The 26,338-nt window shown below is 61.3% G+C and carries 24 protein-coding genes and 1 pseudogene; 9 read left to right on the plus strand and 16 right to left on the minus strand.

The window, feature by feature from the left end; all coding sequences use genetic code 11:
• The 6 genes from M1B34_RS17385 to M1B34_RS17410 form a co-directional block, all read right to left on the minus strand.
• A partial coding sequence (locus M1B34_RS17385; RefSeq protein WP_268265752.1) for an SDR family NAD(P)-dependent oxidoreductase occupies positions 1-566 on the minus strand: 566 nt, incomplete at its 3' end.
• The gene (locus tag M1B34_RS17390; RefSeq protein WP_268265753.1) at positions 559-1,359 is read right to left on the minus strand and encodes an SDR family NAD(P)-dependent oxidoreductase; all 801 of its coding nucleotides are present in this window, start codon (positions 1,357-1,359) and stop codon (positions 559-561) included. The genes M1B34_RS17385 and M1B34_RS17390, both read right to left, overlap by 8 nt.
• Positions 1,352-2,173, minus strand: a complete 822-nt coding sequence (locus tag M1B34_RS17395; protein WP_268265754.1) for a molybdenum cofactor biosynthesis F family protein — start codon at positions 2,171-2,173, stop codon at positions 1,352-1,354. Before M1B34_RS17395 ends, M1B34_RS17390 begins: the two co-directional genes overlap by 8 nt.
• An 85-nt stretch (positions 2,174-2,258) precedes the next feature.
• On the minus strand, positions 2,259-2,918 hold the full coding sequence (locus tag M1B34_RS17400) for a helix-turn-helix transcriptional regulator (protein ID WP_268265755.1): 660 nt from the start codon (positions 2,916-2,918) through the stop codon (positions 2,259-2,261).
• A gap of 55 nt (positions 2,919-2,973) precedes the next feature.
• The gene (locus M1B34_RS17405) at positions 2,974-3,339 is read right to left on the minus strand and encodes a cupin domain-containing protein (RefSeq protein WP_123334038.1); all 366 of its coding nucleotides are present in this window, start codon (positions 3,337-3,339) and stop codon (positions 2,974-2,976) included.
• A gap of 31 nt (positions 3,340-3,370) precedes the next feature.
• Positions 3,371-4,669 (minus strand): NAD(P)/FAD-dependent oxidoreductase, encoded by a 1,299-nt coding sequence (locus M1B34_RS17410; RefSeq protein ID WP_123334036.1) that lies wholly within the window; start codon positions 4,667-4,669, stop codon positions 3,371-3,373.
• 699 nt (positions 4,670-5,368) lie between these two features.
• Here M1B34_RS17410 and feaR point away from each other — a divergent pair.
• Positions 5,369-6,283 carry a transcriptional regulator FeaR gene (feaR, locus tag M1B34_RS17415; RefSeq protein WP_268265756.1) on the plus strand — a complete coding sequence of 305 codons (915 nt, stop codon included), beginning with the start codon at positions 5,369-5,371 and terminating at the stop codon, positions 6,281-6,283.
• A 57-nt stretch (positions 6,284-6,340) separates the two neighbouring features.
• Here feaR and tynA read toward each other — a convergent pair whose 3' ends face one another.
• On the minus strand, positions 6,341-8,629 hold the full coding sequence (gene tynA, locus M1B34_RS17420) for a primary-amine oxidase (protein WP_268265757.1): 2,289 nt from the start codon (positions 8,627-8,629) through the stop codon (positions 6,341-6,343).
• Between the two features lie 378 nt (positions 8,630-9,007).
• Between tynA and M1B34_RS17425 the strand changes: the two genes are divergently transcribed.
• Positions 9,008-10,510, plus strand: a complete 1,503-nt coding sequence (locus M1B34_RS17425) for an aldehyde dehydrogenase family protein (protein WP_268265758.1) — start codon at positions 9,008-9,010, stop codon at positions 10,508-10,510.
• 110 nt (positions 10,511-10,620) lie between these two features.
• Here the strand turns inward: M1B34_RS17425 and M1B34_RS17430 are convergent, their stop codons facing one another.
• A complete protein-coding gene (locus M1B34_RS17430) occupies positions 10,621-11,595 on the minus strand; it encodes an AraC family transcriptional regulator (RefSeq protein WP_268265759.1) in 975 nt (324 codons plus the stop codon).
• 157 nt (positions 11,596-11,752) lie between these two features.
• Here M1B34_RS17430 and M1B34_RS17435 point away from each other — a divergent pair, with 157 nt between their 5' ends.
• Positions 11,753-12,511, plus strand: a complete 759-nt coding sequence (locus M1B34_RS17435) for an SDR family NAD(P)-dependent oxidoreductase (protein ID WP_268265760.1) — start codon at positions 11,753-11,755, stop codon at positions 12,509-12,511.
• Between the two features lie 483 nt (positions 12,512-12,994).
• Here M1B34_RS17435 and M1B34_RS17440 read toward each other — a convergent pair whose 3' ends face one another.
• Positions 12,995-13,384: a winged helix-turn-helix transcriptional regulator gene (locus M1B34_RS17440; RefSeq protein WP_268265761.1), complete on the minus strand. Its 390-nt coding sequence runs from the start codon at positions 13,382-13,384 to the stop codon at positions 12,995-12,997.
• A gap of 96 nt (positions 13,385-13,480) precedes the next feature.
• Between M1B34_RS17440 and M1B34_RS17445 the strand changes: the two genes are divergently transcribed.
• Entirely contained in the window at positions 13,481-13,888 is a 408-nt protein-coding gene (locus M1B34_RS17445; RefSeq protein WP_268265762.1) for a DoxX family protein, read from the plus strand.
• Between the two features lie 12 nt (positions 13,889-13,900).
• Positions 13,901-14,644, plus strand: a complete 744-nt coding sequence (locus M1B34_RS17450; protein WP_268265763.1) for an SDR family NAD(P)-dependent oxidoreductase — start codon at positions 13,901-13,903, stop codon at positions 14,642-14,644.
• Between the two features lie 57 nt (positions 14,645-14,701).
• On the opposite strand, the gene M1B34_RS17455 is transcribed toward M1B34_RS17450, so the two are convergent.
• Positions 14,702-15,913 (minus strand): MFS transporter, encoded by a 1,212-nt coding sequence (locus M1B34_RS17455; RefSeq protein ID WP_268265764.1) that lies wholly within the window; start codon positions 15,911-15,913, stop codon positions 14,702-14,704.
• A gap of 87 nt (positions 15,914-16,000) precedes the next feature.
• Positions 16,001-17,023 carry an alpha/beta hydrolase gene (locus M1B34_RS17460; RefSeq protein ID WP_123334016.1) on the minus strand — a complete coding sequence of 341 codons (1,023 nt, stop codon included), beginning with the start codon at positions 17,021-17,023 and terminating at the stop codon, positions 16,001-16,003.
• A 269-nt stretch (positions 17,024-17,292) separates the two neighbouring features.
• Between M1B34_RS17460 and M1B34_RS17465 the strand changes: the two genes are divergently transcribed.
• Positions 17,293-18,225 (plus strand): AraC family transcriptional regulator, encoded by a 933-nt coding sequence (locus M1B34_RS17465; protein WP_123334014.1) that lies wholly within the window; start codon positions 17,293-17,295, stop codon positions 18,223-18,225.
• Between the two features lie 30 nt (positions 18,226-18,255).
• Here M1B34_RS17465 and M1B34_RS17470 read toward each other — a convergent pair whose 3' ends face one another.
• Positions 18,256-18,381 (minus strand): hypothetical protein, encoded by a 126-nt coding sequence (locus M1B34_RS17470; RefSeq protein WP_268265811.1) that lies wholly within the window; start codon positions 18,379-18,381, stop codon positions 18,256-18,258.
• Here M1B34_RS17470 and M1B34_RS17475 point away from each other — a divergent pair.
• Positions 18,329-18,868: pseudogene (locus M1B34_RS17475) on the plus strand (zinc-binding dehydrogenase); the annotation flags it as partial. The gene M1B34_RS17470 and the pseudogene M1B34_RS17475 overlap by 53 nt on opposite strands.
• Before the next feature lie 92 nt (positions 18,869-18,960).
• Here the strand turns inward: M1B34_RS17475 and M1B34_RS17480 are convergent.
• Complete coding sequence (locus M1B34_RS17480; RefSeq protein WP_268265765.1) at positions 18,961-19,437, minus strand: hemerythrin domain-containing protein; 477 nt, start codon at positions 19,435-19,437, stop codon at positions 18,961-18,963.
• A gap of 430 nt (positions 19,438-19,867) precedes the next feature.
• Here M1B34_RS17480 and M1B34_RS17485 point away from each other — a divergent pair, with 430 nt between their 5' ends.
• Complete coding sequence (locus tag M1B34_RS17485; RefSeq protein ID WP_268265766.1) at positions 19,868-20,215, plus strand: hypothetical protein; 348 nt, start codon at positions 19,868-19,870, stop codon at positions 20,213-20,215.
• A 63-nt stretch (positions 20,216-20,278) separates the two neighbouring features.
• Here M1B34_RS17485 and folD read toward each other — a convergent pair whose 3' ends face one another.
• Together folD and M1B34_RS17495 are read right to left on the minus strand one after the other, a co-directional pair.
• Positions 20,279-21,196 (minus strand): bifunctional methylenetetrahydrofolate dehydrogenase/methenyltetrahydrofolate cyclohydrolase FolD, encoded by a 918-nt coding sequence (folD, locus tag M1B34_RS17490; RefSeq protein ID WP_268265767.1) that lies wholly within the window; start codon positions 21,194-21,196, stop codon positions 20,279-20,281.
• Between the two features lie 60 nt (positions 21,197-21,256).
• Positions 21,257-23,686, minus strand: coding sequence for an FAD-dependent oxidoreductase (locus tag M1B34_RS17495; RefSeq protein WP_268265768.1), 2,430 nt, complete (start codon positions 23,684-23,686; stop codon positions 21,257-21,259).
• Positions 23,687-23,833: 147 nt separating this feature from the next.
• On the opposite strand from M1B34_RS17495, the gene M1B34_RS17500 reads away from it, so the two are divergent.
• Positions 23,834-24,709: a LysR family transcriptional regulator gene (locus tag M1B34_RS17500; RefSeq protein WP_268265769.1), complete on the plus strand. Its 876-nt coding sequence runs from the start codon at positions 23,834-23,836 to the stop codon at positions 24,707-24,709.
• 58 nt (positions 24,710-24,767) lie between these two features.
• Here M1B34_RS17500 and M1B34_RS17505 read toward each other — a convergent pair whose 3' ends face one another.
• Positions 24,768-26,264, minus strand: coding sequence for a CoA-acylating methylmalonate-semialdehyde dehydrogenase (locus M1B34_RS17505; RefSeq protein ID WP_268265770.1), 1,497 nt, complete (start codon positions 26,262-26,264; stop codon positions 24,768-24,770).
• Positions 26,265-26,338: the final 74 nt, after the last annotated feature.

The following is a 26,338-nucleotide window of genomic DNA, read 5'->3' on the forward strand; positions in this document are numbered from 1 at the left end:
GGCTCGACCCCGTTGACCCGCACCTGCAGGCTCGCCAGTTCCAAGGCGGCGTTGCGAATAAAGCCGTTGACCCCAGCCTTAGACGCCGCGTAATGGCTAAGCCCCGGGTACGCCACCCGTGGGCCGGTCACCGAGGAGGTGACCAGCACACAGCCGGCGCCCTGGCGCTGGAACATCGGTAAGGCCGCCTGGGTCAGCCAGAACAGTGCCGAGAGGTTCACTGCCAGGGTGCGTTCGAGGATGGCGGGGGTGATTTCGGCGAATGGGGTCAATGGGAAGTAACCGGCGTTGTGAATCAGAATGTCCAGCCGTCCCCAGTCGCGTTCCAGCCCCTGCACACAGCTAAACACAGCGCAGGCCTGCGCCAGGTCAAGGTCGGTGGCCTCCACCTGGCAGCCCTGGGCCGTCAGTTCGGCGGCCAGCGCCTGGGCCTGTGCCAGGCGCAAGTCGGCGATCATCACCCGTGCCCCGCGCCGGGCAAAGGCTTCGACGATGGCCCGGCCAATGCCTTGCGCACCGCCGGTGACCAGGGCTGTTTTGCCGCTGAAATCGAAGTCTTCAGCCATGGGCGGTCTCCAGATGCGCGTAAGCCAGGGTCGGCACATCGACGATGCTTGAGCCGCCATCGGCGACCAGCGTTGCGCCGGTGATGATCGAGGCGTCGGCGCTGGCCAGGAAGCGGCAGACCTTGGCGATTTCTTCGGCGTTGGCGGGGCGGCGCAACGGCACATCGGCGCAGACCCGCTCATAGGCTTGCTCCAGGGTGTCGCCATAGGCACTCATCAGCGGCTGCATTTCCTCATCGGCCATGGGCGTGGTGACCCAGCCCGGGCACACCGTGTTGACCCGCACGCCGCGTGGGCCGTAATCCCTGGCCAACGAGCGGTTGAGCCCCAGCAGCGCGTGCTTGGCGGTGGTGTAGCCGCAGACTTCGGGGCCGGCGGCCAGCGAGGCGATGGAGCCGATCAGCACAATGTTGCCGGCCCCTTCGATCAGCAACGGCAAACAGGCCCTGGCACTGTAGAACGCGCTGTGCAGGTTGCTGCGCAGCGAGGTTTCCCAGGTGGCCGGGCTGGTCTGGGTGGCGCTGCCCATGCCGTGGCCGCCGGCGCAGGCCAGCAACACATCCAGCCGACCGTAACGCTCGCTGATCTGTGCGATGAACCCGGCCCAGACGTCCGGGCAGGCGGCATCGCCCACCAGGATCAGGCCGCCGGTGTCGGCGGCCACCTGCTCCAGCGGCTCGCGGCGGCGGCCGATCAGCACCAGGTTGGCCCCTTCGGCGGCGTACAGCCGGGCGCAGGCGGCGCCGATGCCGGTGCCGGCGCCAGTGATGACGACGGTGCGTGAATCAGGCATCGGGGTACTCCGTGCGGTTGAGGACCTGGCAGTAGGAACTGACCGGGAAGTTCGAGAGTTCGTCGAAGGACGAGCCGGCGTAACCGAAGATCTTGCCGTCGCTGCGGTGCTGTTGCAGGTCGATCAACACCAGGCCGAGGGTGGGGATGATTTTTTCGCGCCAGACGAACAGGTACAGCTGCTCGGCAATCTTGTAGTAGTGGCAACGGTCGGTGTCGCACAGGCCCTGCTCGACGCCCTTCAGGCACTGCCAGGAGTAGAACTGATCGTTGAGGTAGATGTGCTCGTAGACCTCGCTCGGGCTGTAGCGGTACAGGTTGCGCAGCCCGTTCAGTTCAGTGGTCGGCGCGTGGGGGCACAGGCCTTCCTGCCAGGGGCGATCCAGGCTGCCGTGGAGGAAATCCACGCTGACCGAGGTCAGGGGCTTGCCGGCCAGGGCGCGGCTGTACAGCCCTTCCTGGGTCTGTTCCTGGGGCGGCATGCGGCCGATCACCGCGGTAAAGGACGCGCTGTGGGTGTCCAGCACCAGGCTCACCGACCAGGCCTGGCCGGCTTCGTGCTTGATGAAGTCCACCAGGTACAGGCCCGGGCGCACCGAGGTGGCGCGGTACGGGGCCGAGCCGCTGGAGTGCCCGTCGGCCGCGTGCCAGTTCAGTGCCTGGCCCTCAAAGCGATGTTCAATCTGCCAGCCGTTGGCGAAGTACAGGGTGAAGGTCTTGCCGCTGAGGTCTGCCAGGTTGGGCAGGATAAAGGCTTCAGGGGCGAAACCGTCGGCAAGGGCGCCAACGGTGATCCAGTCGGAAGGTGTGGTCATGGCAAGGCTCCGGTTGAGTGGGTGAACACCCCGGATCATGCCGCCCGCACCTGGGCCCGCCTATCAACCAAAGGGTTGAGGCGGGCTATAAAAACAGCGTGCTCAGTAACTCGGTGCGGCTGGCCACGCCGGTCTTGCGGAACAGGTTGATCAGGTGGGTCTTGATGGTGGGCAGGCCGACGCCCAACTCCAGGGCCAGTTGCTTGTTGCTCGCTCCCTGGCGCAGCAACAGGGCGATCTGCCGTTCTTTGGGCGTCAGTCCGGCCAGCGCATCCTCACAGGGCTGCATGTTGGCAACGGCCATTTGCAGCAAGGCTTGCAGGGCCGTGAGTTGGGTCAGTTGAGCGGCGGTGAAGGCGCCCTGGTCGGCGGTGCGCAGCAGGGAGATGGCGGCCTGGGGCTGGCCGGCGCGGTGCGCGAGGATCTCCACCACGTCCACCACCCCGTAGCGCTGCAGGAAGTCTTGGTAACGACGGCTGTCACGGCTGGGCTGTCGGGCCATGGCCAGGCCCAACGGCACCACCGCCAGGCCACTGGACAGGCAATTGCGCGGTTGCAGCGGGTCGAACTGGCGGTAGTTGTCCAGGTAATCGCGGTGCATGTCACCGCTCATGCGGTGCAGGCTGAAGTCCCGGGCTTGCAGTTGGCGGTCGACACAATAGAACGCGGCCTGGCTGGCCGGCACAAGTTGGGTGAAAGCCTGCAGGCAATGGCCGGCGACTTCCTGGATCGGGATGGCGTGCATGGTGGGTCACCCTCGCCAAAAAAGGCTGCCGGTGGGTGCCGGCAGCCGGGATCAATCAGGCAACGGCGAAATAATGCTTCACAAAGCTTTCGCTGACCACTTCCCAGAGCACGGGCGTGCCCTTGGTCACGAACCAGCTGTCACCCGCTTTGTAGCGGGTGCTCTGGCCAGTGGATTCATCGGTCAGCAGCACTTCACCGGTGACCACGGTGGCCTGTTCGGCGAAGGGGTAAACCATGCGGAACTTGCCTTGGGTGGTGCCGAAATAGGCGCTGCTGACGGGGTCGGTGGGGGCGCCGAAGGTCATTTTGCCAAAGGCTTTGACTTCACCTTCGAGGATCTCGGAACCCAGGTCGGCAACAGTGCCCCAGGCATCCAGTTCGGACAGTTGGATGTCTTGCTTGAGGGGGGTAACGGGCATGGCAGTTCTCCTGTGTATGAAAGGGGGGGCATCAACGGCGACCGTTGAAGTAGCCCGAAAGTTGGTGAAGGCTTTTGCCAGCGGTCAGCAGCAGCGGCCGGATGTGGTCCTTGCCCAGGATCTGTGCGTGCTTGACCGAGCTGATCAGGTCATAGCGCGAAGAGCCTTCGCTCATGCCTTCTGCCAGGACCTTGCAGATGATGTGGCTCGGGGTGACGCCAAAACCGGCGTAGCCCTGTACGTAAAAGGCGTTGGGCCGACCGCTGAGGGTGCCGATCTGCGGGAACAGGTTGGCGCCGGTGGCCATCGGGCCGCCCCAGGCCAGGTCGATGCGCACGTCCTTCAGGTAGGGGAAAATCTTCAGCATCAGGTTGCGGTTCCAGGCCTTCAGGTCCAGCGGGATGTGCTCGACAAAAGGCGTGGCAGCGCCGAACAGCAGGCGGTTTTCGTTGGTCACCCGGTAGTAGTCGATCACCGGACGGATATCGCTGTAGGCCCCGCGAATCGGGCTGATACGGTTGATCAGCTCGTCCGACAGCGGCTCGGTCATCAGTTGGAAGGCGTAGGTGTTCAGGGTGGTCTTGTGCAGCTCGGGCTCCAGTTTGTTGAGGAAACTGTCGCAGGCCCACAGCAGCTTGGACGCTCTCACCGAGCCGCGGCCAGTACGCACGGTGATGCGCTCGCCATAGCTGACTTCCAGGGCCGGGCTGTGTTCGTAGATGCGCACCCCGTGCTCGCTCAGCGCCTTGGCTTCACCCAGCAGCAGGTTCAGGGAGTGCACGTGGCCGCCGCCCATGTGCAACAGCGCGCTGCTGTAGGCGTCGGAACCAATGATCTGCTTGACCTCGGAGCCCGCCATAAAGCGGATTTCGTCCTTGGTGTTGATCGACTTGAAGTCCTTTTCCCAGGCACGCAGGGTCTTTTCCTGGCGGGCGTTGAAGCCCATGTAGCCGTAGCCGTTGCAGAAGTCTGCGTCGATCGAGTACTTGGCGATGCGGTCCTTGATGATCCCGGCCCCCAACTCGCTGATCTCAAAGATCTCCCGCAGCCCTTGCTCGCCCACATGCTTCTTGACCTTCTCCAGGTCGTGGCCGATGCCTGCCATGATCTGGCCGCCGTTGCGCCCCGTGCCGCCGAACCCCAGGTAACGCGCTTCCAGCACCACGATATTGGTGATGCCTTTTTCAGCCAATTCCAGCGCGGTGTTGATACCGGAGAAGCCGCCACCAATCACGACCACATCGGCTTCCACATCCTGTTCAAGGGTGGGAAAGCTCAGGTTGTATTTCTTGGTGGCTGAATAGTAGGTAGGCGTTTCGATATTGATCATGGCGCAGCCTAAAAAGTGAAGGGGAACCCAACTGCAGAACCAGCACCCAACGCTGTTCCTGATGGAAGCTATTAAGTGCCTTCCGAGCGGTAGGTGTCTTGATTCTGTGTGCCGTGGCTTTTGACCAGGGTTGCCAGGACTCACCTTGAGGGTTGCCCCAGGTGCTCACGGCGAGGGGCCTGAATCTAGGCCAAGGCGGCCTTTGCCGCTTGAGCGGGTTTTCTCAGGAAACAGCGCGGATTAGATACCTTAAATAGGGTTTAACGTTATTTAGGGTGTCGGTATTTTTGTATTCGTTTTTAATAAATACGATTTGCAAATGGTGTTTTATGTTTAAGTAATTGTTTTTATTGTATTTATTTTTTATTTATAGGTTTTTTATGACGCCATTTGGTGCTTTTTAAGTGATACGGATTGTCTTTGAAAATGTTGAATAATTGAGTGGTAAAGGCCTAATCTGTCTCGGCATCGTTTCGCTCACCCCGGAAAGCGCTTCGCGAACCAGAGAGGCGGTAGCCTTCAGGCTGTTCCTGGCGCGAATCCTGCTTCTTCATGAGCTTCGAACGGTGCCGCTGCGCTCCCCGCCGTAACCCGATGGCCGGTCACCCAGGCCCGGGCAGGGCGTGCAGCACGGCAGTGGTGCCGCCATTTATCGTGAAGTGGCGTACATAATAAAAATAAGCCCGCGTGAGGCCCGAGATGATTTCTACACCTGCACAACGCCGTGATGGGTTTGATCAGTGGATCCACCAGATCAACCAGATATGCGGCGCCTTCAACGCACAAACCCTGGGCACCGAGTTTTCCGGGCAGATCCGCGAGTGCCAAAACGGCGCACTGGAGCTCAGTTTTGTCGATGCCTGCCAGGCGCGGCTGTACCGCACGCCGCGAGAGGTCGCGGCAGGTGAGGGCGGCAAGTACTTCGCCGTGTTCCAACTCGATGGCACCGCCGGCATGGCCCAGGGCGACAACAAGGCCTTGCTCTCGGCGGGCGACATCACGCTGATCGATGCCTCGCGCCCCAGCGACTTCACCTACAGTGAAAACTCGCGGCAGTTGTCGCTCATTCTTCCCTATCAGTTGGTCGAGCAAACCCTGCGCTTCAGTCAGGTCCGGTGCGGCCAACGGATTGCCGCGACATCCCCCATTGCCCTGTTTTCCCACCGTTTGATATTGGATGCCGCGTCACAACCCAGCCTGAGCCGGCAGGAAAGCGAAGCGACCCTGGAAGCGATTGTCAGCCTGCTGCGCCCGGCGATCAGCCAGGCCGAAGACGGCGGTGATGTGCACGAGCGCCTGTTCCGCAAGACGCTGGGCTGCATTGACGAGCACATCCGTTCGGAAGAGCTCTGCCCTGAATGGCTGGCGCGGGAAGTTGGCGTCTCCATGCGCGGCCTGTATCGGATGTTCGCCAAGAAGGGGCTGGTGGTGGCGCGCTATATCAAGAACCGTCGCCTGGACCTGTGTGCCGAGTCCTTGCGCCAGTCGGGGGTCGAGCAAAAGCTGTCGGCGCTGGGTTACTCGTGGGGGTTCTCCGATTCGAGCTACTTCTCCACGGCGTTCAAGTCGCGCTTTGGCATTTCCCCGGGGGAGTACCGCAAGCAGCACGCTTGACCGATGCGTTCTCCAACACAAAAAAAGAGGCTCCTGGGAGCCTCTTTTTTTATGCGCTTATTGGGGTGAGTTGAGGTTCAACGTCGGGGTTTCATCGAAGAAGTTCCATGGTTTCAACAGCACATGCACCCACTCGGTGGGCATGATCGGCCACTCTTCGGCACGGGCGATGTGGGTGGTGCCAGTGGTCAGCCAGACCACATTGTCGGTGTTCTCGATGGACTGGTTGTCATGGGTGAACTGGCCCAGCCCGGCGTCCTTGTCCGAGCGGTTCGGGTACTTGCCTTCAGGGTATTTTTCCTCGGGGTTGTAGCGCGTTACCCAGAGTTGTTTGTCCATAAAGCTCAAGCGGTGATAGAGCCACTCATCCTTGCCGAAGTTGGCGCCCTTGGCCACCGGGTGAGTGCCGCCGGCGTAAGGGATCAACTGATAGGAAACCGGGTTGCCGACTTTGTTTTCCTTGCTGAAGTTGGTCAGCAGGCGAACGGTCGAAGGGTCGAATTTCTGCGCGGCTTGCTGTTCGGTGCTGACCACCTGCTGCTCGGTCTGCATGGTGCTGGTGCGCGGCCCGCCGCGGTCGTTCTTGGCAACCACCGGGTTCACTTCCACCAGGGAGTTGTTTTCCCCATCCACATCCATGTCCAGGCGGAAGTTGTAGATGTGCTGGTGGGTGGTGCCGACGATGTTGTGGTCGAGCAGGGTGCCGTAGCGGGTGTCTTCCTTGGCGGTGGCCTCGTGCATGGTTTTGGACTTCACGCCCTTGACCGCCTCGATGCCGGTGGCGCCGGCGTCGATGCCGATGGTGCCGTTCTGCTGGAAGACCCAGTCGAAGATGTAGTCGTAGTTGCCGACGGTGCTGATCCAGCGCACCACCAGTTCACGGCGTTCGGTGCTGAGGTTGGGCTGGCCCATCTCCTGGTGTTTGTATTCCGGGCCGGCGTAGCGCTCGAACACCGCCATGGCGCGTGGGATCGAGGTCGGTGCGCCGGTGTAGTCGGCCAGGGTGGCGTCCAGGAGCACGGCGTTTTCCGGGGCGTCCTTGCCGCGGGCGATCGGCGAGGTCAAGGTGCCCATGCCGTAGTCGCCCGAGTCCAGGTAGGCCTTGAAGTACCAGCCCACATCCGGGTCGCCGTAAGGCACGATCATGCCGCCCAGGGAGCCTTCGTACATGACTTTGCGTTTCTTGCCCTTGTCGTCGTAGGTGACGGTGGACAGCACCGGGCCGACCCGGGAATCGAGGCGGACGTGGAAGTTCCAGTTCTGCCAGTGAATGCTGTTGCCGGTGATGGTGTAGTTTTTCCCCTCGGGCTCGATGATCTCCAACGGCTTGACCTTCACTCCCAGGCGCCCACGCCCGTCATAGGGGGTCGGTTTCATCGGCACCGGGATCAGGGCTTCGTCCTCGATCTTGATCAGCTTCTTCTGCTCCAGGTCGACAATCGCCACCAGGCCCTCGATCGGGTGTGCCCAATAGTTGCCGTCATCGGTGTTCAGGTAACTGACGATCTTCAGCAGGCGTTTATCCTGGGCCAGGCCGTCCTTGCCGTCGAAATAGCCGACCGTCAGCGGCGTGGCCACGACCTTCTTGACGTCGTTGATGCCACGTTTGGCCAGGGCCTGTGCGTATTCCGGGCTCGACTCAATGGCGGACTGCACGGTGGCAAAGTCATCCAGCAAGACCATGCCGTGGGCACCTTCCACGGGCTTCCAGGACTTCAGCGTCTTGCTGTCCAGGTCCACCAGCCCTTCGATCACATGCTTGCCATCGAGTACCACCACGTTGGCCTGGCGCGTTTGGCTGACGTTCTGGCCGGTGTAGACGAAGTTCCACACTTGGTCCTTGGGCGGCTCCTTGACGGAGACTTCGGTGAAGCGCAAGCCAGGCTGGTAGTGCTCGGACTGCTTGACGATGGTCACGGCGGCCTTGATTTCGTCGGCGCTCAGCGGGTTGAGCGGGTTGGGGCGAGTCTCGACGACAAAGGTCTTGTCCAGGCCGGACTGGAATACCTGGTTGATGAAGTCCTTGGACATGAACGCGGTCTTGTTCTTGAACACCACCGGCACGGACAGCTCCATGCGCTTGCCGTTGAGCAGGGCCACCTTGCTGTTGGGCTTGACCTTGACGTAGGCACCGTCCTTGGCGATGACGAACAGGTTGGCGTAGTTGTCCCATTTGACCGTGGCGCCAAACGCCTCGAGGGTCGATTGCAGGGGCACCATCTCGGCGGCCGCTCCGTGAGCGTCGGCATTGGGCAGCCAGCACGGCAAGCTGACGGTGGCCAAGGTCATTGCCAGCGCGAGTCGAGCCAGCGGTTTTCTTTTTAGCAACGCTACGGACGTGAACATTTCTGAGTTCCTTGGGACGAGCCGGGGACAGGCACACCTGCACTTTGCTACAGCCGGTGGATCGCTTCTTTTTGATTCTTGCCAGAAACCTTGTGCTCTGTGCCTAAATCAACCGTTCTCGATCGGCACCCCATCGAACCCGGGAGTTTCCGGAGCGTCGAGACGATGCCGCGCAGTGTAAGGCCCAGCGGCCGACGCCGCGCTGTCTCGCTCGCCGAACCGAGATTGGCAGGGACAGAAACCGCTCTGGCACAGATGAAAAGTCCAAGGCCTCATCGCTGACTTAGGCTCTGACGCCAAGCACTGTAACGCCGGCCGTGGGGCGGTTGAGGCGTGCAGTGGGTGGTTATTTCCAATCGTCTGCGTGAGGCAAGGATCATGAATCATAGTCATAAGGTCGCGACCCTGGACAGGGTCAGCGCCTTCTTGAAGCAACGCCGTGGCTTGTACATCGATGGCGGTTGGGTCAGTGCCCAGTCCACGGCCACCTTGCCGGTCTACGACCCTTCAACCGGGCTGCAGATCGCCTCGACTGCCGACGCCAATGCGTTCGATGTCGAGCGTGCGGTGACGTCGGCCCATGGCGCTTTTGTCTCGGGCGTCTGGTCGCGCCGACTGCCGGCGGAGCGCGAACGTATTTTGCTGCGCTATGCCGACTTGCTCGAACAGCACGCTGAAGAACTGGCTCAGTTGGAAACCCTGGAGCAGGGCAAATCGATCACGGTGTCGCGGGCCTTTGAAGTGGGCTGCACCCTGAACTGGATGCGCTACACCGCAGGCCTGGCCACAAAAATCTCCGGACGCACCCTCGACCTTTCGCTCCCTGTGCCCGCCGGGGCGCGCTACACCGCCTACACCCGCAAAGAGCCGATTGGCGTGGTCGCCGGGATTGTGCCCTGGAACTTCCCGTTGATGATCGGCATGTGGAAAGTGATGCCGGCACTGGCGGCCGGTTGCTCGATTGTGATCAAGCCTTCGGAAATCACCCCCCTGACCTTGATGCGCATGGCCGAACTGGCCACTGAAGCCGGCATTCCTCCGGGTGTCTTCAACCTGGTGACGGGCAGCGGCAGCGGGTGCGGTCAAGTCCTGACCCGCCACCCGTTGATCAGCAAAATCAGCTTCACCGGCTCGACCGCCACCGGCAAGGGCATTGCCCGCAGCGCCGTGGACCGGCTGACCCGCATCACCCTGGAATTGGGCGGCAAAAACCCGGCCATCGTCCTCAAGGACGCAGACCCGCAGCAAGTGGTCGAAGGCCTGATGATGGGCAGCTTTCTCAATCAGGGCCAGGTCTGTGCCGCCAGTTCGCGGATCTACATCGAAGCCCCGCTGTTCGACCGGCTGGTGGGCGACTTCGAATCGGCGGTCAAAGGGCTGACCTTAGGGGCGGGCATGGACCCCAGCGCCCAGATCAACCCGGTGGCCTCCAAACCCCATCAACTCAAAGTCCAGTCCTACCTGGCCGACGCCCACAGCCACCAGGCCGAGCTGATCAGCGGCGCCCCGGTCCCGGACCACCAAGGGTTTTATGTCTCGCCAACCCTGGTGATCAACCCCGATGACAGGTTGTCGCTGAGCCGGGAGGAAGTGTTCGGGCCGGTCGTCACCCTGACCCGGGTGGCCGACGTCGAAGAAGCCCTGAGCAAGGCCAACGACACCGAATACGGGCTCACCGCCAGCTTATGGACCAACAGCCTGTCCGCCGCCATGGACCTGACCCCACGCATCGAGGCCGGCACCGTGTGGGTCAACAGCCACACCCTGATCGACGCGAACATGCCGTTTGGTGGTTTCAAACAGTCAGGCACAGGGCGGGATTTCGGTGTCGATTGGCTCGATGCCTTTACTGAAAGCAAATCCATTTGCATCCGGCATTGAGCTGTTGTGAGCCGGCAAGGCCAGTGTTGGGGCAGGGGTTGAATGCGCCGTTTGATCTGATCTCTAGCTGACTTGCCCAAGGCTGCCTCGAATACTCGAGGTGGCCTTTTTTATGCCAGGGTATCGGTGATCGCCGATTGCATAGAGGTGGCGCTCGGCTCGGTTGGCGGCGATGTTGAGGCGGTCGTGTTGAGAAACGGCTCACCGATCGCCTGGCGTATTTCGCGCACGTTGCGGGCCGGCGGGGCGCCGAATTGCCGGAGGTACTCGCGGCTGAACTGTGATGCGCTTTCATAGCCGACCGCGAACGCCACATCAGACGCGCGATGCTCGCCCGCCAGTAATAGCTGGCGAGCTTCCTGCAACCTTAGCTGCTTCTGATACTGGATAGGACTCAAGCCGGTCATCGACCGAAAATGCCGATGCAGGCTGGCGCGGCTCATGCCGCTGGCATCGCACAGCGCCTCGATACGCAGCCGCGAAGTGGAGTGATCCCTGATCCAGGCCACGGCACGGCGGATGCTTCCGAGTGCGCCGTCGGGTTGGGCAATCTGGCGCAGCAGCCGGCCTTGAGGCCCCTGCAGGAGACGATAGAGCAATTCCCGTTCGACCAAGGGGCCCAGAACCGGGATGTCGGCCGGTGTGTCGAGCAGCGACAACAAGCGCAGTAACGTGTCGCGAAGCGCCGCGCTCATCGGGTTGATGGTGATGCCAATCCCGTTTTCCGCGTTCTCGCGAACCGGCGGCAGGGTCGCCGCCAGTTCCGCCAGCAGGGCCGGATCCAGCACGAGCGAGACCGCCACGTAGGGCAGCCCCCCTTCAGCATCCAGAATCTGCCCGATCAGAGGCAGGTCCAGGGCGCTGATGAGGTATTGCTGACTGTCGTAGCTCAGAAGATGGTCGTTAAGCGCGACGCGCTTCGAGCCTTGCAGGATGAAGCAGATCATCGAGCGGTACAGGCAGGGTGTCTCGTCTGTGGAGCCTTGCCCGACGCAGAGGTCTACACGCGGGATCGGCGTGCGCGTCAAACCCGGCGGCGCATGGCGCAGGGCGATATCAAGGTGGGGGGCAAGGTCATTATTCATCTGCGGATTATGGCGATGCTCTGGCAGCACGCAAGACGATTGAGACAATCAGGCAATGAATTGAGCTGATCAGGCGTGGGTTGAAAACCGTCCGTTGCCTATCTTGGGCGGGTCAAGCAAGCACCCCAGGGTGCACCTAACCCAGCAGAGACAGACCATGACCCAGCAGATCGCTCTTATCACCGGTGCCAGCCGCGGCCTCGGCCGCAACATGGCCCTGCACCTCGCCAAGCGCGGCGTCCACATCATCGGCACCTACCGCAGCGGCGCAGCAGAAGCCGAGACGCTGAAGCTGGAGATCGAAGCGCAGGGCGGCAAGGCCGCGATGCTGCCGCTCGATATCACCGATACCGCCAGCTATGAGGCGTTCTCAAGCGCAGTGACCCATACGCTGATGGCCAACTTCGGCCGCGAGCGCTTCGACTTCCTCGTCAACAATGCCGGCAATGGTCTTTTTTCCAACTTTACTGACGCGACTCAAGAGCAGTTTGCCTCACTGGTCGCCACGCACCTTCGCGGGCCGATTTTCCTCACTCAGAAGCTGCTGCCCCTCGTCGCAGACGGCGGTCGCATCCTCAACGTGTCCTCCGGTTTTGTGCGCTTTACGTTGCCGGGGTACAGCATTTATGCGGCGGTGAAAGCTGCAGTCGAAGTGCTGACCCGCTACATGGCCGTGGAACTGGGCTCGCGCCGAATTCGGGTGAATGCAATTGCCCCGGGCGCCATCGCAACCGATTTTGGCGGTGGTGCAGTGCGCGATAACCAGGAGGTGAATGCCTACGTGGCACAAGGCATCGCACTGGGCCGTGTCGGCCTGCCGGACGACATCGGCGGTGCGGTGGCGGCCATCCTGTCCGATGACATGGCCTGGGCCAACGGGACCACGTTTGATATTTCCGGTGGGCAGTTGCTGTAACCGTAGCCCCACTCACGCCCTTGCGTCGCCGCCCTAACAGAGAGCCCCGCATGCCGCCCGCTCGACTTACGCCCATCAGTCATCTGTTGTGCCCGTTCGTCCAGCGAGCGGCCATCGTGCGGCCGGAAAACAGGTGGCCTTTGAGAGACGCGACGTCGACCTCGTTACCAAGCCGGGTTGGTTTCTGGCGCTTTCGCCGATGGGAGAGGGCAGCAAAATCGGATCAGCGAAGGTAATGGGCATACTTGAGTTAGACGGCGATAACATCATCGCGTGGAGAGATTGATTACTTTGATGACAACTTCATTCAGGCAACTTCCAAAGGTTAAGCGCGCCTAAGCGACCGTGTCTGACGTATTCAGAGCACTGCTGGTAGCGCTCGGTATTTTCACTCTTCACATCCTGTATCAGCCCCCGACGACCGACTAAAGACGACCAGGCTCCGGGAAGGAAATTCGCGTGAACGCCGGTTGAACGCAAGGTTCAACGCGGCTTGGCTACTGTTGGCTTGCGCCCGCGTGAACTGGGTTTTACCGGCACGCTGTTGCCGTATTCGCTCCACCAGGTTGCCAGGGCCTGCATCGTTGGCCCCAGTGCTCGGGCCTTTTCAGTCATTTCATATTCGACGCGTGGCGGCACTTCGGCGAACACGGTACGCGACACCAAACCATCATGTTCAAGCTCGCGAAGTTGTGCCGTCAGCATGTGCTGGGTAATGCCGCTGATGGCCTTGCGCAGTTCGCCAAATCGATAAATCCGCTGATTCAACAACCACATGATTTCCAGTTTCCATTTGCCCGAAAGCAGGGCAAATGCGCGGCGCATTTCTTCGTGCATGTTGATTTGAACAACTTCATTAGTTTGGTTTTCCATACTAACCACCACTTTTTCATCCTACTTGTGAACTTTCATGTTAGGCGACATCGTGAGCCCAAGTCGAAGTAAAACACGTGCTCAGGAAGCCGCTTAATGATTGCCAATTACGGGTATTGGATCAGCACCACGCTGTTGTCGTTGATCTATCTAGTCTCCGCAACGTTGTACATCTTCAAAAGAAACTGGGTGCGCGAAGTCTTCGCGGGTCTCGGTTATCCCGAGTACCTGGTGCCGCTGCTGATCGCGGTAAAACTCCTTGTCGTGGCGGTGATTCTGTCGCGCTTCAGTGTGGCGCTGAGTGATCTCGCCTATGCCGGAATGTTCTATCACCTGCTGCTGTCCGCCGCAGCGCATATCGGGGTGCGCAAGCCGCGTGATGCCTTGCCCGCCGTGTTGTGCCTGGTGCTGCTGGCCACTTCTTTCCTGACTCAAAACAGCGCCCGAGACTGGCCGTCGCCCTATGGGTGGGTGGCCACGGAAAACCTTGCAACCCTCAACTGATTGGAGAACACCATGTCCCGACTCAACGGAAAAGTAGCCATCGTCACCGGTGCCGGCCGCGGTATCGGCCGCGCGACGGCCAAGCTGTTTGCGGCCCAGGGCGCGACGGTCGCAGTGGTGTCGCGCACGGCGGCAAACGTCGATCAGGTGGTGGCCGATATCCAGGCGGCGGGGGGGAGCGCCCTGGGGATTGTCTGCGACATCGCGGACCCTGGGCAGGTCCAGGCGGCGGTCGACCAGGTGGCGTCGGCTTACGGCCGGATCGACATTCTGGTGAACAACGCTTTCGACCCCAGCGCGGTATTTTCATCGGTGCTGGAGTTGTCGGTGGAACAACTGCAGCGCAATTTCGAGATGGGGCCGATTGCCTATCTGCGCACCATGCAAGCCTGCTACCCCTATCTGAAGGCCAGCGGAGCAGGGCGGGTGATCAACTTCGGCTCCCTGGCCGGGGTGATCGGGATGCAGGGTTATGCCCCGTACAACATGGCCAAGGAAGCGGTGCGCGCCCTGACGCGTTCGGCAGCCCGGGAGTGGGGCGCCGACAACATCACCGTGAATAACCTGCTGCCTGTCGCGGACACCTGGGGCTCGGCCTACGATGCGCCAGCGCCGACCAACGTCCTGGGACGCTATGGTTCGCCGGAAGATGACATTGCCCCTGTGGTGCTGTTTCTGGCCAGCCAGGACGCGCAGTTCATCACCGGCTATAGCTTGACGCCGGACGGCGGTCAGATCATCGACAGCGCCCGTTAAGTTCGGCTTCAGGGCTGCCAGCAAGGCACCGATCACCGGACCTTGCTGCGGGCCGAGTCATGCATTGGCATGGCCTGTAACCGGAGCGGTGTGTGCGGCGGAACGTGCTGCCAGGTAGGCGAGTACGGCGGCCAATACCAACAACGCCGCGCTCAGTTCGAAGGTGGCCTGGTAGCCGCTGACGTCGAACACCAGGCCGCCCACGGTAGCGCCCAGGGCGATCGCCAGCTGCACGATTGCCACCATCAAGCCGCCTCCGGCTTCTGCGTCGTCTGGCAGGGTGTTCGCCAGCCAGGTCCACCAGCCCACCGGCGCCGCTGTTGCCAACAGGCCCCAGAGCCCAAGCAGCGTCATGGTGATGGCGGGCGAGCTGCCAAAAGACACCAGCGCCAGGGCGATCACCGCCATCAGCATCGGGATGGCAATCAGCGTTCGGTACAGGCCCTTTTTCAGCAAGGCTTCAATCAGGAAAGTGCCCACTAACCCGGCCACACCCAGCACCAGGAGCATCAGCGAGAGCATGGAGACGCTGACATGGGTGATGCCTTCCAGGAACGGCCGCAAGTAGGTGAACAACATGAACTGGCCCATGAAAAACACGCTGACCGCCAGCATGCCCAAGGCCACCGGAGCCTGGGCCATCAAGCGAAACGGATTGCCGCGGCTGGCGTGCCGGGGCGTCTTGATCGAGGGCAGGCTCGCCAGCAACCACAGGGCGGCGATCATGGCCACCGGCAGGATGCAGAAAAAGGCCCCGCGCCAGCCGATCAACGCCCCGAGAAAGCTCCCCAGGGGTGCGGCAATCACGGTGGCGAGGGCGTTGCCACCGTTGACGATGGCCAAGGCGCGCGGCACCTGGTCAGCGGGCACCAGCTTCATGGCGGTGGCTGCCGACAGCGACCAGAACCCGCCAATGGCCACGCCAATCAGCGCCCGGCCAACCATGAAGATCAGGTAGTTCGGCGCGTACGCCACCACCGCTCCGGACAGGATCATCAGCAGGGTCAGGGCGATCAGCAGTCGTTTGCGGTCTACTCGCGCCGCCACCGAGGCGATGAGCAGGCTGGTGATCAGGGCGAACAGCCCCGAGACGGAAATACCCTGGCCGGCCTGGCCTTCGGTGATGTTCAGGTCGGCGGCAATCGGCGTCAGCAGGCTGACGGGCATGAACTCCGAGGCCACCAGGGCAAAGGCGGCCAGGGACATGGCCAGTACCGCGCCCCAGGAGGGCCGAGCCTGCCGGGACGGGAGAAGAGGGTGAGCGGTCATTGCTTGAATCCTGTCATGCCTGAAGCCCCACGGCCTGATCAACCAGGCCGCAGAAAGTGCCGGCGCCCGGGCAGGGCGCCGATTCGATTACTTCAGGTTGCTTTTAAAGAAGCTGCCCAGTTTGGCGAAGGGAATGAGGTTGACCCGGTCGTAAAGATCCACATGCCCGGCGCCTGGAATGATCACCAGTTCCTTGGGCTCGGCGGCGCGCTGGTAGGCGTCTTCGCTGAATTCCCGGGAGTGGGCGTCGGCGCCGGTGATCAACAGCAGAGGCCGCGGCGAGAGGGTCTCGATGTCATTGAACGGGTAGAAGTTCATGAACTTCACGTTGCTGGTCTGGGTCGGCATGGTGGTGTGTTGTGGCGAGGCCCCGGCCGGTGTGACTTGCCCGCGTGGGGTGCGGTAGAAGTCGAAGAACTCATCGCCGATGGCGTTGCCGGTCAGCTTGAGTGGCGTGCCGCCGGTGTAGCGGATTGGCCCCCCGGTGAATTCTGCGTAACGCTGTTCGGCGGCGTCGCGAAGGACTTGCTGGCGTTGCTCCAGGGTCACGGCATGCTTGAGGCCGTTACGGTTGGCGGCGCCCATGTCGTACATGCTGACGGTGGCGATGGCTTTCAGGCGCGGATCGATCTTCGCCGCGCTGATGGCGAAGCTGCCACTGCCGCAGATACCCAGGACGCCGATTCGCTCACGGTCGACCAGGGGGGAAGTGCCGAGAAAGTCCACGGCGGCGCTGAAGTCTTCGGCGTAGATGTCCGGTGAGACCGCATTGCGCGGCGTGCCCGCGCTTTCACCCCAGAAAGACAAGTCCAGGGAGAGGGTGACAAAGCCCTGCTCGGCCATTTTAGTGGCGTAGAGGTTCGCGCTCTGCTCTTTGACCGCGCCCATGGGGTGGCCGACGATGATCGCGGCATTATAAGCGGTGGCGGCCAGGGCCTTGGGCACGAACAGGTTGCCCGCCACCTGCATGCCGTACTGATTCTTGAAGGTGACTTTTTCCACGGTCACCTGGTCGCTTTTGTAGAAGTTGCTCGCTGCGTTCGACATGTCGGCACCTAGTGAAGAAACGGAGGTAACAAGCAGCCCGAGGGCAAGAAAAATGCCTTTCATTGGAGAGTCCTTGTCATGGAGGGGGTTGGGGGGATGGGTTGTGCCGGGGGCGTTCGACGTCGGCCTTCATTCCGTCAGGGGCGTTGTCGATTGCTGGTCGAGATGGCGAACCCTGGGTGGCGTTGGTCGGTACATTTTCCCGACCCACTCAGCGGTTCTGTAGTGCATTACGCTGGATTACTTGCCTGATCCTATGAGTCTTGATCGATTGGCAAGACGCTGGCGGGCTGCCGAGTTACAGTTTCGGCGGACCTGGCAAAGAGCACAGCATGAACAACATCCACCCCGACACGGCGCAGCCCAACACGGCTCATTCCGCAGCCCCGCAAGAGGCGCTTGCGCAGAGCATTGGCGCGCGGATTTCAACCCCCGGCGACTTCACCACATCGATTCCGGGCCTCGGCCTGTTCCGCCGTGAACACCCGTCGCCGCCGGTGGTGTGCATGGTGGAGCCGAGCATCATTCTGGTGGCCCAAGGCGAGAAGCAGCTGTGGGTCGGGGGCGAGGGTTACCCCTACGACACCTCGCGCTTCTTGGTCACCTCCCTGGACTTGCCCGCCAACTCGGAAGTCCTGGCAGCACGCCCCGAACGGCCCTGCCTGGGGCTGACGTTCAAGCTTGACCTGCGCATGCTGGCGGAGCTGATTGCGCACAGTGAGCTGCCGCCAACCCGGGACCGTCCAGTGGTGACGGGCGTGGGCATCGGCACCGTGACCGGCCCATTGCTGGCATCGTTCGAGCGTTTGCTGGCGTTGCTCGATGAGCCCGAGGCCATTGCCGTGCTCGCGCCCCTGATCCAGCGCGAAATTCACTACCGCCTGTTACGCAGCGACCAGGCGGGTCGGTTGCGGCAAATCACCTCGGTCGATGGCCAGGGCTATCGCATCGCCAGGGCCATCGATTGGCTGAAACTGAATTACACCTCGGCCCTGCGCGTCGATGAATTGGCGTCTCGGGTGCAGATGAGTTCGGCGACCTTTCACCACCATTTTCGCCAGCTCACCGCCATGAGCCCGTTGCAGTACCAGAAGTGGCTGCGCTTGAACGAGGCCCGGCGATTGATGCTCAACGAACACCAGGACGTCTCCAGTGCGGCCTTCAACGTCGGTTATGAAAGCCCCTCGCAGTTCAGCCGCGAATACAGCCGGCTGTTTGGTGCGCCGCCCAAGCGCGATATCGCGACGTTGCGCGGGGCGGGCTGACCCAGGAGTCGAGGGCGGCTTGCCGAGGCGTTACTGCTCCAGCCAGGCCGCGTGCAACTGCGGAAAATGCGTGTGCAGCCACTCGATAAACACCTGCACCTGCGGCGTCTCCATTTTTGCCGTGCAGATGGCCACGGCGTTGGGGGCGAAGGTCATCGCCACCTCCAGCAGCGACCACAACCTGCAAGCCGTGATGAAGCTGGGAGCGGTGGCGGGCATCAACTACCGCAGCACCCCCGACTGGGAGGCCGAAGTGCTCAGGCTCACTGAGGGTAAAGGCGTCGATCTGCTGCTGGATGTGGCCGGTGGCAACGGCATCAACCAGTCCATCGCCGCCACCAAGGCCGCCGGGCGCATTGCGCAGATCGGCTTTCTGACCGGGCAGAGCGTCCAGCTCAACCTGATGCCACTGATCTTTCGCCAGACCACCCTGCGCGGTATCGCCGTGGCGCCGCGCTCGTCGTTCGACCGCATGAATGTGTTCTTGAACACCCACAAGATCCGGCCGGTCATCGATCAGGTCTATCCGTTCGACAAGGCCCGAGAAGCCTACGAGCACCTGGCCAAGGGAGCCTTCGGCAAGGTGGTGATCAAGGTCGGTGATCGAGGGGATGGCGCCCTTGAGCGCGGGTCGGCGCTTTAGGCCGCCAACGCTGCAACCGACCAACAGGCCGACCTGAACCTGAAAAGCCCCGCGCGAGCGGGGCTTTTTCGGGTCGATCAGGTGAGGGTCGATCAGGCGGCGAACTCAGGGCCGGAAAGGGTCTTTTTGTAGTCCGCTTTCAGCGCTTCCATCTGCTGTCCCAACTCGTCCAGCTTGGCCTTGCCCAGCAGCTTTTTCGCCTGGGGAAACATCTCGGTTTCCTCTTCTTCGATGTGGTGTTCCAGCAGCTCCTTGACCACTTTCACGCGGCCGGAAAACTCAGGGGTGCCCGGGCTGGTTTCCTTCAAGTCCGGTAATACCAGGGAGTCCACGGTGCGGTGCTCCTCCTTGGCCTCGTAATACATCACGTCTTGTTCCTTGCCGCCGGCTTCCTTGAAGGCCGGGTAGAGGATGTCCTCTTCGAGTCGGGTATGGAGGGTGATCTCCCTCTCCAGCTTGGCCAGCAACTCCGTGCGCTTTTTGACACCACGCTCGGTGGACTCGCTGAGTTGGGCCAGGATGGCTTTGACGCGTTCGTGGTCAGCTTGCAACAGGTCAATGGCGTTCATATCGAATTCCTTGGGTCATCACGGTGAGACGCGCGCCGATCAACAGGCCAACGCTACGCCTCAGGGGTGGCTGCATCGGCTGTGCCAACCACCGTGATTTATAAAGTCGTTGCAAACCAATGGCTTGTTGGGCCAGGCAACGCCGGGGCTCGGGTGTTTTGCATGATGGGGCGGTATTGCCAGTGCATTGCGCGGGTATTGGCGGGGCAGTGTGCTGAGGGACTTTACACCCCGCCATCAGGTGGGCGTGTGGCGGGTTGATCAGCGACCACGCGCCGTCACGCCTGAGTCCAAAGCCACCGCAAGATTCGGTAAAAACACAGGTCATTTCCGACCAGTCGACTGTTCCGGGCGTCCTTATGATGGGCTCGCAGGCCGCCGTGCCTGTTCGCGTGTAGACCCATTACAAGAATAAAAAAGGTAGTCGCAGATGAACAAGTTAAAAGCCGTTGCCGTGTCAACGTTAGTGCTGTCTGTTGACTCGAAAAGTTATGCGTTCGATGGTCATCCAGGGGATTACTTATGGCTCCCGGACCACTCTGCCGTCGCACTGATTTATGGACAGTATCAATCGGCCGACTCGTTCAAGATCGATGGCGGCAATACCGTGCCGAAGTCGAAACTTGAAGCGGCTACATCGATTGTGCGGGGCGTGTACTTCAGGGATCTGGGCGGGGTCAAATGCCCCCAGCAGTTCGACTTTCGCGCGACATTGCCGCGTGAACCCACCGGCAAGCTGATGAAGCGGCTGTTAAAGGCGGAGTATGAGGCTCGATAACATCGCACCTGACCGTCACAACCGAGGGCGGCGGTGACTGTCAGGTCGGGTGTTTCCGCTCGCTCAGTAGCGGGCCGCCGTATGGCTTTCAATGGCCTCCGCTGCGGTCAGGGTGTTTTTCATCAGGCAGGCCACGGTCATCGGGCCCACGCCGCCTGGAACCGGCGTTATCGCACCCGCCACGTCCATGGCGGAGTTGAAGTCGACGTCACCCACCAGCACCGAGGCGCCGTTTTTTTCGACTCTGTTGATCCCCACGTCGATGACCACCGCGCCTGGCTTGATCGCCCGGGCATCGATGAATTCGGCCCGACCCATTGCCACCACCAGGATGTCGGCCTGACGGCATTCGGCGATCAGGTCGCGGGTACGTGAGTGCACGATCGTGACCGTGCAGTGTTCTTGCAACAGCAGATTGGCCATGGGTTTGCCGACGATGTTGGAGCGCCCGACAATCACCGCTTTCTTGCCGCTGAGGTCGCCGAGCTGATCCTTCAGCATCATCAGGCAGCCCAGGGGCGTGCACGGTATCAGTTGGGCTTTCCCCTGGCCCAGCAGCCCCACATTGATCGGGTGGAAGCCGTCGACATCCTTGGCTGGGTTGATGGCCGCAATCACCTTGGACTCATCGATATGAGCCGGCAGTGGCAGCTGGACCAGAATCCCGTGTACGTAACGATCGTTGTTCAACTTGTCGATCAGATTGAGCAGGTCGGCCTCGCTGGTGCCACTGTCCAGCAGGTGCGGGAAGGACTCGATCCCGGATTCCAGCGCCTTTTTCATTTTGGTCTTCACATAGACTTGGCTGGCCGGATCGTTGCCCACCAGCACCACAGCGAGCCCGGGGGCTTTGCCGCGTTTCTCCCTGAAGGCCCGGGCGCCGACGGCAACGTCCTTGCGCAGTATTTCGGCAAACGCCTTTCCGTCAATGACGCTGGCCTGGGCCGTGGGCGTGTTATCCAAAGGTTGTGTCATGGTCATTTCGTCCTACCCCATCAACGGTCAGAAAGCTGCCTCCCAAGCGAGGGAGGCAGTTGCAGTTCAAGATTTCAGGCGTTCGCCTTTCGGATCGTAAAGGCACCCGCGAATGACTTTGGCGGGGCACGTCTCACCCAGGATCAAGAGGCTGAGTTCCGTGCCCAGGGCAGCAAACTCCCGTCGGACAAAGCCCATGGCCAGGCTTTTTTCAACGCGATAGCCATAGGCGCCAGAGGTTGTCAGCCCTACGAGTGCCCCTTGGTGGTAAACCGGCTCACTGCCCAGTGCGTCAGCGACCCCGGCTTGCACCTCCATCAGCACCAGACGGTGGGTGCTGGGCTTGTCTGTTTCTGCCAGCACCGCGGCACGTCCTTCGAACTCCCCTTTATCGGTCTTGATGAAATAACCCATGTTGGCCGCCAACGCCGTGTACTCGGTGGTCAGTTCTCGGCCCCAGATCTGGTAGCCCTTTTCGATGCGCATCGAGTCCATGGCACGCAGGCCGAAGTCGACGATGCCGTGGGCTTCACCGGCCCAGACCAGGGCTTCATACAACGCCTGCTGGTGTTCAAGGGGGTGATGCAGTTCCCATCCCAGTTCTCCGACGAAGTTCATGCGCAGCGCTCGGACGGGCGCCCCCACCACCTGGATTTCCTGGCCGGTGAACCAGGGGAAAGCCTGATTGCTCAAGTCGGCGTCGGTGAGTTTGGCCAGAACGTCTCGTGCCTTGGGGCCTGCCAGGATCAAGGTGCCGTAGGCCCGGGTGATGTTGGCGATGGACACATCGGTGTATTGCGCGGCGCGCTGGCGTAGCCAATCGTCAATCAACAACTCGCAGGCGGCGGGGCACATCAGGTAAAAGGCGCCGCTCTCCAGCAGGGTCATGGAGAATTCCCAGGCCACACTGCCCGTTGGGGTCAGCACATGGGCCAGTGCCACATCGCCACACTGGGCGGGAACCTGGTTGGGGCTGATTCGGTCCAGAAAGGTGCGAGCATCTTTCCCGCTGACTTCGAACTTGGTGAAGGCGCTCAAGTCGAGGATGCCTACGCGATTTTGCACCGCTGCGCATTCCGCTCGAACGGCGGGATCCCAGTTGCCCCGGCGATAACTGAACTGCTCGATGGGCGCGTCGGCCGCCGGTGCGAACCAACTGGCGCGCTCCCAGCCGTAATAGGCGCCGAACACCGCATTCTTGTGTTTGAGGAGGTCGTACACCGGAGTGGTCTTGATGGCTCGACACGCCGGGCGCATCGCGTATTCATTCGGGCAACTGAGTTGGTACTCGTTGGCGTACAGCTCCAGGGATTTGCTCACGGTGTAGGACAGGTTGGCGTAACTGCCAAAGCGTCGGGAATCCAGTTCCCACAGTTCAACCTCCGGGTGGCCGTTGATGATCCATTGAGCGAGATAACGGCCTGCGCCGCCGCCCTGGGTGATGCCAAAACTGAAACCGACGCACGCGAAGTAGTTGTCGTAGCCATGCACGGGGCCCAGCAGGGGCAGCCCATCGGGGGTGTACACAATAGGGCCGTTGACCACTGTCTTGATCCCGGCGTCACCGATGATCGCCACCTGTTCCATGGCCGCCCCGATGATGTCTTCCAGGCGGCCCAGTTCGGGTTGCAGGAGCTCTTGGCCGAATGTAGCCGGCACCCCGTCCACAGCCCAAGCGACGGGCTCACGCTCGTACGGGCCGAGTATCAGGCCCTGGCCTTCCTGCCGCAGGTAATAAGAGATATCGGGATCGCGCAGCAGGGGCAGGTCGTCGGGCCGCTCCACCAGGGCAGGAATTGCGTCGGTCACCAAGTACTGGTGCTCCAGGGAGCAGATGGGGAACTGGTGACCGATCATTGCGGCCACCTCGTTCGCTCTGAAACCTGCGGCGTTGACAATGATGTCCGCATGAATGACGCCTTGTTCGGTCGTCACTGCCCATTTTTTGTCTGCGTTCTGGGTGATCGCGGTCACCGGATTGTGTCGAACGATGGTCGCGCCGTAACCTCGGGCCAGGCGTGCCATGGCGTTGGTAATGCTGGTGGGGTCGATATGGCCGTCGTACGGGTCCCAGAGGCCTCCCAGCAACCCGTGGGTATCGAGGAAGGGGTGCAGCTCTTTCAGGCGCTCGGTATCGACTACCTCAATACCGTCCAGCCCTGCCAGCCTGGCCATGCCGGCCACTCGCTTGAACTCGTCCATTCGCTCCTGGGTATGAGCCAGGCGAATGGAGCCGGTTTGATGGTGACCAACGGATTCCCCCGTTTGCTCAGCGAGTTGCTGATACAGCTCGATGCTGTTTTTCTGCAGCTTCATGATATTCAGGCTGGTGCTGAACGAAGGGAGGTTGCCCGCAGCGTGCCAGGTTGAACCCGATGTCAGCTCAAGCTTCTCGACCAGCATGACATCGGTCCAACCCGACTTGGCCAGATGGTAGAGGGTGCTGACACCCGTGATACCGCCACCAATCACTAAAACTTTGGCTTCCGATTTCATCTCGAGGGAATCCTTTGACGGGTCTGTTGGAGAGTGAATTCGCCGGGGCTCCGGGCGTCTGGATTCCGATGCTAAGGCCCTTGAGATGGCACTACAAACGATGTATACCAGTGAAACTTATAAGTAGGGCTTATGCGAGGAGGGGGCATGTCGTTGACCAATCTACAGCTCAATTGGTTGCGGACTTTTGAGTCGGTTGGGCGGCATTTGAGTTTCTCGGCCGCAGCGGTCGAGCTGAACATGAGCCAGTCGGCAGTCAGCCAGCAGATCAAATTGCTGGAGCACAAATTGGGCAAGGCACTGTTCCTGAGGCAGACACGGTCCATCCAGTTGACCGTCTCGGGGCGTGCTTACCTGGCGGTGGTCCGCGAGGGCCTGTGGCACATGCACCAGGGCATGAACAACATCTTCAGCTCGGTGGCCCAGGGCGTGCTGGAGTTAAGCGTCAACAACTCGTTCGCGCAGTTGTGGCTCGCGCCGCGCATGGAGCGTTTTGCCGAGCTGTATCCGCAAATCTCCCTGCGGATGTATGGCGTGAACTGGGAAGCCGATGCTCCGCCGTCCAGCGCAGAGCTGGAGATTCGTTATGGGGCGGGCAACTGGCAGCAGTACGACATCCAGCAGTTGCTCTCCACGGAGTTGAAGCCTTACTGCTCGTTGGATGTCGCCGCCAAGTTGCGCAGTGCTGGCGGTTTGCTCAGCCTGCCGTTGATCGACGTATTGGGCACCCCCAATGGCTGGAGCGATTGGTTGGCGATCTACCCTCAGGGCGAAGCGGAAAACTATCAGCGGTTTTATGTCGACAGCTATGCCATTGCGGCAAGCATGGCGATCGAAAACGCGGGCGTGTGCCTGCTCAACGAAGAGTTGGTGGAGAAGTCCAGGTTGCGCGGGCAGCTCGTATCGCCATTGGATCAGAGCATCGACTGCCTGGCGGGCTTTTACCTGTTGAAACCCCACAACAAGCCGCTGTCGGGGGCGGCCCAGGCCTTTTGCACCTGGTTGGAGTCGGAGCTTCGCTGATACCCGAGGGTATCGAAGTGACGTGAGCAGGAGCCCGCCAATAGCGGGCTCCTGTGTTTCAGCCGTTGCTAGGGAAGGCGAACTGCGCCGCTTCATGGCTGGCACGTTGTGGCCAACGCTGGGTGATCGCCTTGCGCCGAGTGTAGAAGCGCACGCCATCGGGCCCGTACGCGTGAAGATCGCCGAACAGCGAGCGCTTCCAGCCACCGAAGCTGTGGTAAGCCACCGGTACAGGCAACGGGACGTTTACTCCAACCATGCCCACTTCAATTTCGTCACAGAACAGCCGTGCAGCTTCACCGTCGCGAGTAAAGATGCACGTACCGTTGCCGTATTCGTGCTCGTTGATGAGTTGCATGGCCTGTTCCAGGCTCGCTACCCGCACGATGCACAGCACGGGGCCGAATATCTCTTCCTTGTAGATGCGCATTTCAGGTGTCACGCGGTCGAAGAGACACCCCCCCAGAAAGAAGCCATTTTCGTTGTGGGGCACTTGCAGCCCACGGCCATCGACGACCAGATCGGCACCGGATTCAACACCGTCGTCCACGTAACCCTTCACTTTGTCGCGGTGGGCGCCCGTGATCAGTGGTCCCATGTCGAGGCCCGAGGATGTGCCGGCGCCGATTTTCAGCGCCTGGATCTGCGGTACCAGCTTATCGATCAGCGCATCGGCGATTTGGTCGCCCACACAAACGGCGACGGAAATCGCCATGCAGCGTTCGCCGCATGAGCCGTAAGCCGCCCCCATCAGGGCATTGACGGCATTGTTCAGGTCCGCGTCGGGCATCAGCACGGCATGGTTTTTCGCGCCGCCCAGGGCCTGGACACGCTTGCCGCGTTTGGTGCCTTCGGCGTAGATGTATTCCGCGATAGGGGTCGAGCCCACGAAGCTCAGCGCTTTCACTTCGGGCGCCTCGATCAAGGCATCGACGGCTTCTTTATCACCGTGAACCACGCTCATCACGCCTTTGGGCAAGCCAGCTTCAATCAGCAGCTCAGCGATGTAGAGCGTAGAGCTCGGGTCGCGCTCCGAGGGTTTGAGGATGAAGCAGTTGCCGCAGACGATGGCCAGTGGATACATCCACAAAGGCACCATTGCCGGAAAGTTGAATGGAGTAATACCGGCTACCACCCCGACAGGTTGGAAGTCGCTCCAGGCATCGATGTTCGGGCCCGCGTTGCGGCTGAACTCACCCTTCAGGATTTCCGGGGCGGCACACGCAAACTCGACGTTCTCGATACCGCGCTTCAACTCTCCGGCGGCGTCTTCGAGGGTCTTGCCGTGTTCTTCACTGATCATCCGGGCAATTTTGCCTTCGTTCTGCTCCAGCAATTGCTTGAAGCGAAACATGACCTGGGCCCGTTTGGCGGCTGGCGTCTTGCGCCAGGCGGGAAAGGCCGCTGTCGCGGCGTCAATGGCGTGCTGAACCGTGGCGCGATCGGCGAGTGATACCTGGTGGAGCACCTCGCCGGTGGAGGGGTTGAATACATCGGCGGTGCGGCCGTGGGTGGCAATACGTTCGCCGTTGATCAGATGATGAATGTGGCTCATTGGGCTGCCTCTGGGTGTGCAATCGATGGGTGTGCGGGCTCAGGTACCGGGCCCGCATAGGGGATGGGTCGGGG

It is taken from the genome of Pseudomonas morbosilactucae (genome assembly GCF_023241715.1).
GTDB lineage: Bacteria > Pseudomonadota > Gammaproteobacteria > Pseudomonadales > Pseudomonadaceae > Aquipseudomonas > Aquipseudomonas morbosilactucae.

Bases quoted from the DNA above. Each gene is read 5' to 3' on its own strand.
- M1B34_RS17450 (WP_268265763.1), top strand. From the start codon at position 13,901: ATGTCCCGACTCAACGGAAAAGTAGCCATCGTCACCGGTGCCGGCCGC.
- M1B34_RS17480 (WP_268265765.1), bottom strand. From the start codon at position 19,437: ATGAACGCCATTGACCTGTTGCAAGCTGACCACGAACGCGTCAAAGCC.
- M1B34_RS17425 (WP_268265758.1), top strand. From the start codon at position 9,008: ATGAATCATAGTCATAAGGTCGCGACCCTGGACAGGGTCAGCGCCTTC.
- M1B34_RS17500 (WP_268265769.1), top strand. From the start codon at position 23,834: ATGTCGTTGACCAATCTACAGCTCAATTGGTTGCGGACTTTTGAGTCG.
- M1B34_RS17400 (WP_268265755.1), bottom strand. From the start codon at position 2,918: ATGCACGCCATCCCGATCCAGGAAGTCGCCGGCCATTGCCTGCAGGCT.
- M1B34_RS17430 (WP_268265759.1), bottom strand. From the start codon at position 11,595: ATGAATAATGACCTTGCCCCCCACCTTGATATCGCCCTGCGCCATGCG.
- M1B34_RS17405 (WP_123334038.1), bottom strand. From the start codon at position 3,339: ATGCCCGTTACCCCCCTCAAGCAAGACATCCAACTGTCCGAACTGGAT.
- M1B34_RS17410 (WP_123334036.1), bottom strand. From the start codon at position 4,669: ATGATCAATATCGAAACGCCTACCTACTATTCAGCCACCAAGAAATAC.
- M1B34_RS17390 (WP_268265753.1), bottom strand. From the start codon at position 1,359: ATGCCTGATTCACGCACCGTCGTCATCACTGGCGCCGGCACCGGCATC.
- M1B34_RS17470 (WP_268265811.1), bottom strand. From the start codon at position 18,381: ATGACCTTCGCCCCCAACGCCGTGGCCATCTGCACGGCAAAAATGGAG.
- M1B34_RS17485 (WP_268265766.1), top strand. From the start codon at position 19,868: ATGAACAAGTTAAAAGCCGTTGCCGTGTCAACGTTAGTGCTGTCTGTT.
- feaR (WP_268265756.1), top strand. From the start codon at position 5,369: ATGATTTCTACACCTGCACAACGCCGTGATGGGTTTGATCAGTGGATC.
- M1B34_RS17465 (WP_123334014.1), top strand. From the start codon at position 17,293: ATGAACAACATCCACCCCGACACGGCGCAGCCCAACACGGCTCATTCC.
- M1B34_RS17455 (WP_268265764.1), bottom strand. From the start codon at position 15,913: ATGACCGCTCACCCTCTTCTCCCGTCCCGGCAGGCTCGGCCCTCCTGG.
- M1B34_RS17460 (WP_123334016.1), bottom strand. From the start codon at position 17,023: ATGAAAGGCATTTTTCTTGCCCTCGGGCTGCTTGTTACCTCCGTTTCT.
- M1B34_RS17440 (WP_268265761.1), bottom strand. From the start codon at position 13,384: ATGGAAAACCAAACTAATGAAGTTGTTCAAATCAACATGCACGAAGAA.
- folD (WP_268265767.1), bottom strand. From the start codon at position 21,196: ATGACCATGACACAACCTTTGGATAACACGCCCACGGCCCAGGCCAGC.
- tynA (WP_268265757.1), bottom strand. From the start codon at position 8,629: ATGTTCACGTCCGTAGCGTTGCTAAAAAGAAAACCGCTGGCTCGACTC.
- M1B34_RS17435 (WP_268265760.1), top strand. From the start codon at position 11,753: ATGACCCAGCAGATCGCTCTTATCACCGGTGCCAGCCGCGGCCTCGGC.
- M1B34_RS17495 (WP_268265768.1), bottom strand. From the start codon at position 23,686: ATGAAATCGGAAGCCAAAGTTTTAGTGATTGGTGGCGGTATCACGGGT.
- M1B34_RS17505 (WP_268265770.1), bottom strand. From the start codon at position 26,264: ATGAGCCACATTCATCATCTGATCAACGGCGAACGTATTGCCACCCAC.
- M1B34_RS17395 (WP_268265754.1), bottom strand. From the start codon at position 2,173: ATGACCACACCTTCCGACTGGATCACCGTTGGCGCCCTTGCCGACGGT.
- M1B34_RS17445 (WP_268265762.1), top strand. From the start codon at position 13,481: ATGATTGCCAATTACGGGTATTGGATCAGCACCACGCTGTTGTCGTTG.